8 protein-coding genes are annotated in these 6,967 nt (G+C 54.7%); 3 read left to right on the top strand and 5 right to left on the bottom strand.

The genetic code is table 11. The features are described from left to right. Window positions 1–207 precede the first annotated feature (207 nt). Complete coding sequence (locus tag AB2B41_RS22765; protein ID WP_367880120.1) at window positions 208–1,920, top strand: adenylate/guanylate cyclase domain-containing protein; 1,713 nt, start codon at window positions 208–210, stop codon at window positions 1,918–1,920. Window positions 1,921–1,996: 76 nt separating this feature from the next. Here AB2B41_RS22765 and AB2B41_RS22760 read toward each other — a convergent pair whose 3' ends face one another. Then, window positions 1,997–2,410, bottom strand: a complete 414-nt coding sequence (locus tag AB2B41_RS22760; protein WP_367880119.1) for a cupin domain-containing protein — start codon at window positions 2,408–2,410, stop codon at window positions 1,997–1,999. Between the two features lie 178 nt (window positions 2,411–2,588). On the opposite strand from AB2B41_RS22760, the gene AB2B41_RS22755 reads away from it, so the two are divergent. Then, entirely contained in the window at window positions 2,589–3,485 is an 897-nt protein-coding gene (locus AB2B41_RS22755; RefSeq protein WP_367880118.1) for a sulfotransferase domain-containing protein, read from the top strand. A gap of 313 nt (window positions 3,486–3,798) precedes the next feature. Here the strand turns inward: AB2B41_RS22755 and AB2B41_RS22750 are convergent, their stop codons facing one another. Further along, complete coding sequence (locus AB2B41_RS22750) at window positions 3,799–4,023, bottom strand: hypothetical protein (RefSeq protein ID WP_367880117.1); 225 nt, start codon at window positions 4,021–4,023, stop codon at window positions 3,799–3,801. Beyond that, a complete protein-coding gene (locus tag AB2B41_RS22745) occupies window positions 4,023–4,337 on the bottom strand; it encodes a hypothetical protein (protein WP_367880116.1) in 315 nt (104 codons plus the stop codon). Before AB2B41_RS22745 ends, AB2B41_RS22750 begins: the two co-directional genes overlap by 1 nt. Window positions 4,338–4,427: 90 nt before the next feature. Here AB2B41_RS22745 and AB2B41_RS22740 point away from each other — a divergent pair, with 90 nt between their 5' ends. After that, window positions 4,428–5,330, top strand: a complete 903-nt coding sequence (locus tag AB2B41_RS22740; RefSeq protein ID WP_367880115.1) for a LysR family transcriptional regulator — start codon at window positions 4,428–4,430, stop codon at window positions 5,328–5,330. A gap of 155 nt (window positions 5,331–5,485) precedes the next feature. Here the strand turns inward: AB2B41_RS22740 and AB2B41_RS22735 are convergent, their stop codons facing one another. After that, entirely contained in the window at window positions 5,486–6,304 is an 819-nt protein-coding gene (locus AB2B41_RS22735; protein WP_367880114.1) for a methyltransferase domain-containing protein, read from the bottom strand. 47 nt (window positions 6,305–6,351) lie between these two features. Further along, window positions 6,352–6,967, bottom strand: a 616-nt coding sequence (locus AB2B41_RS22730; protein ID WP_367880113.1) for an MBL fold metallo-hydrolase, incomplete at its 5' end; no start/stop codon positions are given.

Below are 6,967 nucleotides of genomic sequence, written 5' to 3'. Positions count from 1 at the left end.
GACCTCCCTAATCTCAAGGGAAGTGAATCAGCAGTCAGAGCATCGCTCAAGCAGAGTTTTTCAACACAATCAGCCCAATGCAGACGTTCTACTCGCTGCTCAGCTCAAGAAGCTGTGCTTTCCGCTTATCCACGCTTTTCAAAATCCGTCGAACGGGCTGACAGACCTAACACACAAAGCTAACGTTACGGATATTAGGAGAGGTGCATGGAACGAAGGCTTACCACGGTAATGGCAGCTGATATTGTCGGCTACTCAGCGCTGGTGGATTATGACCGAACTGGCACAATCGGCGCGCTTAAGGCATTCCGCGAAGAAACGCTTCTTCCGATACTGGAAGAACACAATGGTTCATTGATCAAAAGCATGGGCGACGGCTGGATTGTCGAATTTCCATCAACATCAGAAGCGGCGGAATGCGCGATCGCAGTGCAATCCGCACAGAAACCCGGTCAAATAAAGCTACGAATTGGGATTCACACGGGGGAAGTCGTTACCGATGGCGATGACATATTCGGCGATGGCATCAATGTTGCTTCGCGTCTGGAGGCCCTCGCCCAACCAGATCAGGTGCTCATCTCGGATACATCGCATAACAGTCTTGATAGAGGTGATGCAGCATCTTTCGACGGCGGAGAGCAAACAGAGCTAAAAAACATCACGCGCCGCATCGGAGTTTGGCGCTGGCCAAAAGGAACGACAGCCGGTTTTGCCGAAAACAAGGATGTCAGGCCGGGAATTGCGGTTCTTCCATTCGACAACATGTCCGGTGATCCGGATCAGGAATTCTTTGCGGATGGCATGACCGAAGATATTATTACAGAGTTGTCGCGGTTCCGATGGCTCATGGTCGTCGCGCGGAATTCGTCGTTTACCTTCAAGGGGAAAAGTACTGACATCCGCGAAGTTGGCCGCGCCCTTGGAGTCCGGTATGTTCTAGAAGGCTCTGTACGGCGCGCTGGCCAGCGCGTTCGCATCACTGGACAGCTCATTGATGCTGAAAATGGCAGCCATTTGTGGGCGGACCGTTTCGATGGTGTGTTAGACGATATTTTCGATCTTCAAGACCAGGTCACGCTGGACGTGGTGACGGCCATTGAACCGTCTTTGCGGCACGCCGAAACGATCCGCGCGCGCGCCAAACCCACGGAGGATTTGCAAGCTTACGAACTTTACCTAAGGGCGGTCTCGCATTTTCACCTGCTGACCGACGAAGACAACAAAGAGGCGATACGGCTAACAAAGCTGGCTTTGGATCGAGATCCGGAGTATGCCGCCGCGGCAGGTTTGCTAGCATGGCTTCACATCCAACGTCTCGTGCAAGGCCTGGAACCTGTCGATGAAGGCCCAGGATCAGCCGTAGCGGCGGCAGAGCGGGTTCTTCGGAATGATCGCGCGGATGGCATCGCAAAGGCATATGCCGCGCACTCTATCTCTATGTTGGCACGAGACTTGTCCCGCGCAAGGGCAGCCTTCAAGGAAGCTTTGTCGGAAAATCCCAACGCAGCGACTGTTCACATGCTGGCATCTATCAATCTCTTTCTTCTGGATCGTCCAGAGAATGCGTTGGAGCATGCGACCCGGTCGGTAGAACTCAGTCCGCGTGATCCTTTGCGCCACGCCGCTTTCCTGGCGCAGGGCAGCGCTTTGTTTCACCTGGGACGCTATCAAGAGGCCGTGCAGGCCTTTCGCCAAGCATTGTCAGTGCGTTCCGCCTTCCTGATCAGCCACCTGATGCTTATTGCTTCGCTCGCCGAACTTGGCGACATAGATGCAGCAAAAGTAGCAGTCACTGATTTGAGAGCAACCGCTCCGGACGAGACTTCTATTGCCGAGACCACCCGGTTGCCCATTTTCTCAATTCCAACCTGTGCTGACCGCTGGCGCGACGGGTGGTCAAAAGTTGGGTTGGCAGTGTGAGTGCAAAAAGTGCCAGGCCGCTTGAAATCTCGTGCCCATTCAACTGTCGGTCTGTGCACAGGCTTGGTTCGAAGGATCAGTCGCCAACCAAAATCCTGCCGGGTTCCCCCGCCTCATGAACCCGGAACACCAAGATGGTTGCTCCTTCTTTTCCTGATCGGGCTGTATGAACTTTTTTCAGCGGTACGACGCCCACGTCGCCCGCAAAGGCTTCGTGCTCACCTTCGTCCTCTAAGATGAGGGTCACACTTCCTTGCAATATATAGGCAAATTCTTCTCCGGGATGCCAATGCATGGGCAAGGTTACATTGGCCGGTAGGGCAACATGGCTTACGATCACCTCAAGCCCCTCGGCGCTTTCCAACGAAGTCGATAGCAAATCCCGTATGTTCGGTTTTTGAAGCGTCGCCGGGTCCTGCACATCGTGTGACAACGCCGTTGCTGCGCTGCCTGCGACAAGTACACAAGCCAATATAAGTGGTTTCAACATCAGCTAACCTCCCTCGTTTAGAGGATTATGACATTTGTACTTTCTCTCAATCAACGCTGGAGTAGATTGATTTTGAAATGGTGCGCAATGACCGCTAGTTGCCCCGCCCGTACTTTCAAATCGCTTTTCGGATTGATGTTGCGCGGCTAATGTGAGGTACCGGCAGGGGTAAATTGAAATGCAAAAAGTTCGAACAGAACGTCTCCGCGACTATGTTGGCCCAGTAACGAACACCGACATCTGGGACGAATTCGAACTCCGGTCCAACGACGTGATTGTGTGCACGCCTCCCAAATGCGGAACCACCTGGACGCTGAACATCGTCATGATGCTGATACACGGCAAGGTCGTGCCCGAAGCAGGTGGCCGAGACGAGGCACCCTGGCTTGACTGCGGGTTTCGGGACCGAAAAGCGATCGCGGCGAAGCAAGCCAGCCTGACACGTCGACGCTGCTTGAAGAGCCATACGCCCATGGACGGCATCTCGTACGGGGCAGAGCCGACCTATATCGTTGTATATCGTCATCCTGTGGATGCGCACTTCTCGTTTCGCAGCCATGTTGAGAACATGAAAGATCCAGGTCCTCTGGCAGAGATGTTTCCCGAAGATATCCAAGATGGCTTCTGCCAGTTCCTCGATGGACCTCTGACCGATGCGGGTACGGACATCATGACTGTATCTTCCATAGTTTATCATTACCTTCAGGCCCGGGCCCGCGAAGGCAAAGGAAATGTTCATTTCCTTCATTACGCCGATCTGAGCAGGGACCTTTACGGCCAGATCGAACGCCTTGCCGACATTCTGAAGATAGATCTTTCAGCGCAGGTTTTGGCTGACATAACGGAGGCGAATACCTTTGCGAGCATGCGCAAGGTGGCCGAAGCCAGCGAAAACCGCTTCGCCGAGGCCTCACCCTTCGTCGACCACGCCAAGTTCTTTGCATCGGGGACATCCAACAAGTGGAAAGGTCGTCTGAGCGATGACGATATCGCGCGCTATCACGACCGCTGCGCGTCTCTTCTGTCGCCCGAAGATGCCGCTTGGCTAAACTGGGGTGAGCACCGAGTACTGTAAGGCTGTTGTTCTTTATTGGCCACGTAGGCGAAGGAAAATGCCAAACGGCAGCTCTTTCCGCGTGTCAGACACCGGACGCAGCCGCAGCGAATGGTCGGTGTTGGTAAGAGCAGTCGTTGGGGCGCAAAAGCGGACGCGGCCACAGCTCGGACCTGTCATAAGTGACTGCTTGCGGTGGCTTATCGGTCATCCGATAGAAGGACTCAGATGTCGGCCTCGAGCCCGGAGTCGACGTTCAGCATTGCTCCTCCTTCATCAAAGAGCCTTGCAATGTTTGACGCGAGCAGACCTGCCTTCCTTTGGCATTTCGAATTCAGAAAGGATACGCTTTTCTGGTCTGTTCGTGAGCATCGCAAAGCATTTCGCACCTGGCCAGACCGATATCGCGCAATTGTTTGGCATCGAATTCGATCGAGGCGTCTATAAATTCACCAGACTGTTTCTGTTCCTTCCTAGGAGCGCGAAAGTATCTCCAAATATCACCAATGCTCCCGATACGCCAAACCGACACCTGGGATGCAGTCGGGATGTCGGTCATCAGTCAGCATCCGCAGAAGCTTGGCCAACGTTGCATTGCACCAAATGTTCTGGCGGCCCGTCGGGGCCCCAATAGATCTCGCGGGGTCCAATGGACGTGAACCAATGATTTTCCCACTTCTCGATGTCGTGAGCGGCAGCATCAGGGTCGAAACCCGAGGCAGCCGCGCCGAGAGCGTCAAGACTGTCAACCGGAAGCCACTTGCCGCCGCCGGGAGTCGGTAGCGGCTCACCGCTCGGAACATGACAGGCGCCATAGAGATCTTCGGAAATCGAGCATTTGAAGAAGTATAGTTTCACGTTTGGATCCGCCATTGTTGGGCACCTTTCGCAATGTTGATGACCGTAGGCTAACCCGACAACAATATATCGAACAAACAGGTATTAGCTGTTAATAATACAAGTATGAGCGATACACGACGTCTGGATACGCGGCTGCTGTTTGCCTTCGCCGCGACTTACGAGGAAGAGAGCATATCCCGAGCAGCAGAACGGTTGGGGCTTACCCAGCAAGGGTTGAGCGGGTCCATCGCGCGCTTGAGGGAACTGATGGGCGATCCTCTGTTCGTGCGCCAGGGTCACGGTGTCGTTTCTACTCCGGCGGCTGACAAGGTCTATCCCAGAGTGCTCCAGGCCCTACAAGCGCTGGACAATGTGCTGGACGCAGATGCCTTCAGCCCCGACACAGCCGAAGGAACCATCCTGATAGCAGCAGCCGACTACGCCATTGCGACAGTCGTCCTTCCGTTGATCCGGGCTCTGCCCGACGTGGCGCCGGGCTTAAACGTGGCAGTTCAGAGTTTTCTGGGTGAAATCGGCGTTTCGGACAAACGGTTGAGCAGTGTCGATTTCGTTCTGACCGTTCCCGAACTGATGCCGCGGCAGTTGCATACAAAAGTGCTGTTTTCCGATCGTTACATTCTCACCATGCGGCGCGATCATCCACTTGCGGCAAATTCCGTATCGCTTGACGCTTTCTGCATGGCGGAGCACCTTCTTGTATCCCCCCACGAGGCCGTCAGATTTGGAGTGACGGACGCTGCTCTGGCCGCCCTGGGTCGATCCAGAAACGTGCGGCTTGTCGTGCCGACGTTTTCGCTGACACCGAAAATCCTCTCGGAAACGGATCTGGTGGCGGTCTTGCCGGAACGGTTGGTCAAGGACTTTCCTGAAACACTCGTCATTCAGGAACCGCCCCTCGACCTCAAGCCATTCGAAATTGCAGTTGGATGGCCTGACCGCCTGCATCAGTCAGAAATGCACAAATGGATCCGCGAGACCCTTCGCATCTACGTCGGAGACCGCTGAGCGGGTTTGCCTCAAGACCGCTTCGTCCGCGAAGCACGCATCTGGCGTTCTCAAGGCTTCGATATGGTTCGAATTCGTTCTCCTTAAAGCTTACCGACAGCCAACCCGCTCTAAATTCTGTGCACGTTCGAAGAGCAAGGTAGTCTTGGCGTCGGTCACGATTTCCGAAGCACATATCCATAGTAGTTACAGGCACCAAAGAACGTGCCCTCATCTGCAGCCGCTTTCAGGTCTTCGGCTATCGCCGCTGCCTCTTCCTCAGAAGATACGCCTGAACTGACAAGCATAGGGCCGATTGTGTTGATCAGCCCTTCAAAGAAATTCGGCTTACCGGCTTCGGCGATCAAGTAGGAAAAACACCGCTCAACGGAAAGACCCGCCGCCTTTGCAAGCCGCGGAAGCCGCCGCATGACACGTGGCTGTGTGACCGTCGCCTCGATCATAGCGTTGTCAATTTCTGCAGCACGATCCGGGTCCGCAGTCTCTAAAGTCGAGGAGGCATAGTCGCCATCAAATACGACGATCGCCCCTCCTGACCGCGTCACGCGTGCCGCTTCACGTAGCGCGTCTGCCGGATCGTCGAGGTGGCTAACAAGCGTGTGCATAACAGTCACGTCAAACTGGCCTTCCTTGAAGCCCAAGCCGCGTACATCGCCAGCGCAGAACGTTGTCTTGTCTCCAAGGCCCTCGGAAGTGGCTAGATCATGCGCTTTGGCAATCAGTTGAGGGCTGAGGTCGATACCTGTGACGCGGCCCTCAAACCCACGAAGAGCCGCAATCCTGCGAGCGACGACGCCTGTTCCGCAACCAAGATCAAGAACCTCTCTCGCTTCCGAAACGTGCGCCGCGTCCAGATAGTCGTCTATCATTTGCAGGAACCGAGCATCTTGTCCGCGTTCTTCGAGGCGAGATGCCATCATCTCAAGCATGTTGGCGTCGACCTTGTCTGCAATTCTGTAAGGATCATCAGCCATTTGCTATCTCCCTGTTTCCGCGTGGTGCGTGCCGGTCATCAAATGATCTAATCCTCGAGCCACGCAAATGCATCGCTCTGAGCGACGACCTTTCCATGAGATGGCAGCGGGAAATGGCTACCAAGAACCAGGTCTTGTCTTTGGCTTGCCATTCCGAGGAACTGTCTTCGGCTTTCGGCGGCCAGTTCAGGTTCGTGATCATATGCAAAGTTCCATTCAGGCTTCAGGCATTGAATAGAGCTATGCATAAGATCACCTGTCACCATCGCTACTTTGCCCGCATGGGCGACTTCGACCGCCACATGCCCAGGCGTGTGACCCGGCGTTGGAATGAGCGAAAGATAATCTCCCAACTTGTGATCCGGCCCCACAAGTTCCGCTTGGCCTGCAGCGAGTACAGGCAGCACGCTCTCCTGATACGCCACACCTGGTTCGGAGCTGAAGTGATCATGGTCTGAAGCCGGAAAAATGTATCTTGCGCTTGGAAACGTCGGCACCCACCGTCCATCCTCAAGTCGCGTGTTCCAGCCCACGTGGTCGATATGAAGATGCGTGCACATTACAAAGTCGATGTCTTCGGGTGTAACCCCTGCGGCCCGTAGTCCGGCTAAGAACCTCCCATCTGATCTCTTGTGCCACGACTCCTCAAATTCACAGGTTTTG

This window comes from Sulfitobacter sediminis, assembly GCF_040811725.1.
Classification (GTDB): domain Bacteria; phylum Pseudomonadota; class Alphaproteobacteria; order Rhodobacterales; family Rhodobacteraceae; genus Sulfitobacter; species Sulfitobacter sediminis.
This window is presented reverse-complemented; position numbering and strand designations above follow the sequence as displayed.

Coding starts and splice junctions, on each gene's coding strand:
- AB2B41_RS22765 (WP_367880120.1), top strand. CDS start 208: ATGGAACGAAGGCTTACCACGGTAATGGCAGCTGATATTGTCGGCTAC.
- AB2B41_RS22760 (WP_367880119.1), bottom strand. CDS start 2,410: ATGTTGAAACCACTTATATTGGCTTGTGTACTTGTCGCAGGCAGCGCA.
- AB2B41_RS22755 (WP_367880118.1), top strand. CDS start 2,589: ATGCAAAAAGTTCGAACAGAACGTCTCCGCGACTATGTTGGCCCAGTA.
- AB2B41_RS22750 (WP_367880117.1), bottom strand. CDS start 4,023: ATGACCGACATCCCGACTGCATCCCAGGTGTCGGTTTGGCGTATCGGG.
- AB2B41_RS22745 (WP_367880116.1), bottom strand. CDS start 4,337: ATGGCGGATCCAAACGTGAAACTATACTTCTTCAAATGCTCGATTTCC.
- AB2B41_RS22740 (WP_367880115.1), top strand. CDS start 4,428: ATGAGCGATACACGACGTCTGGATACGCGGCTGCTGTTTGCCTTCGCC.
- AB2B41_RS22735 (WP_367880114.1), bottom strand. CDS start 6,304: ATGGCTGATGATCCTTACAGAATTGCAGACAAGGTCGACGCCAACATG.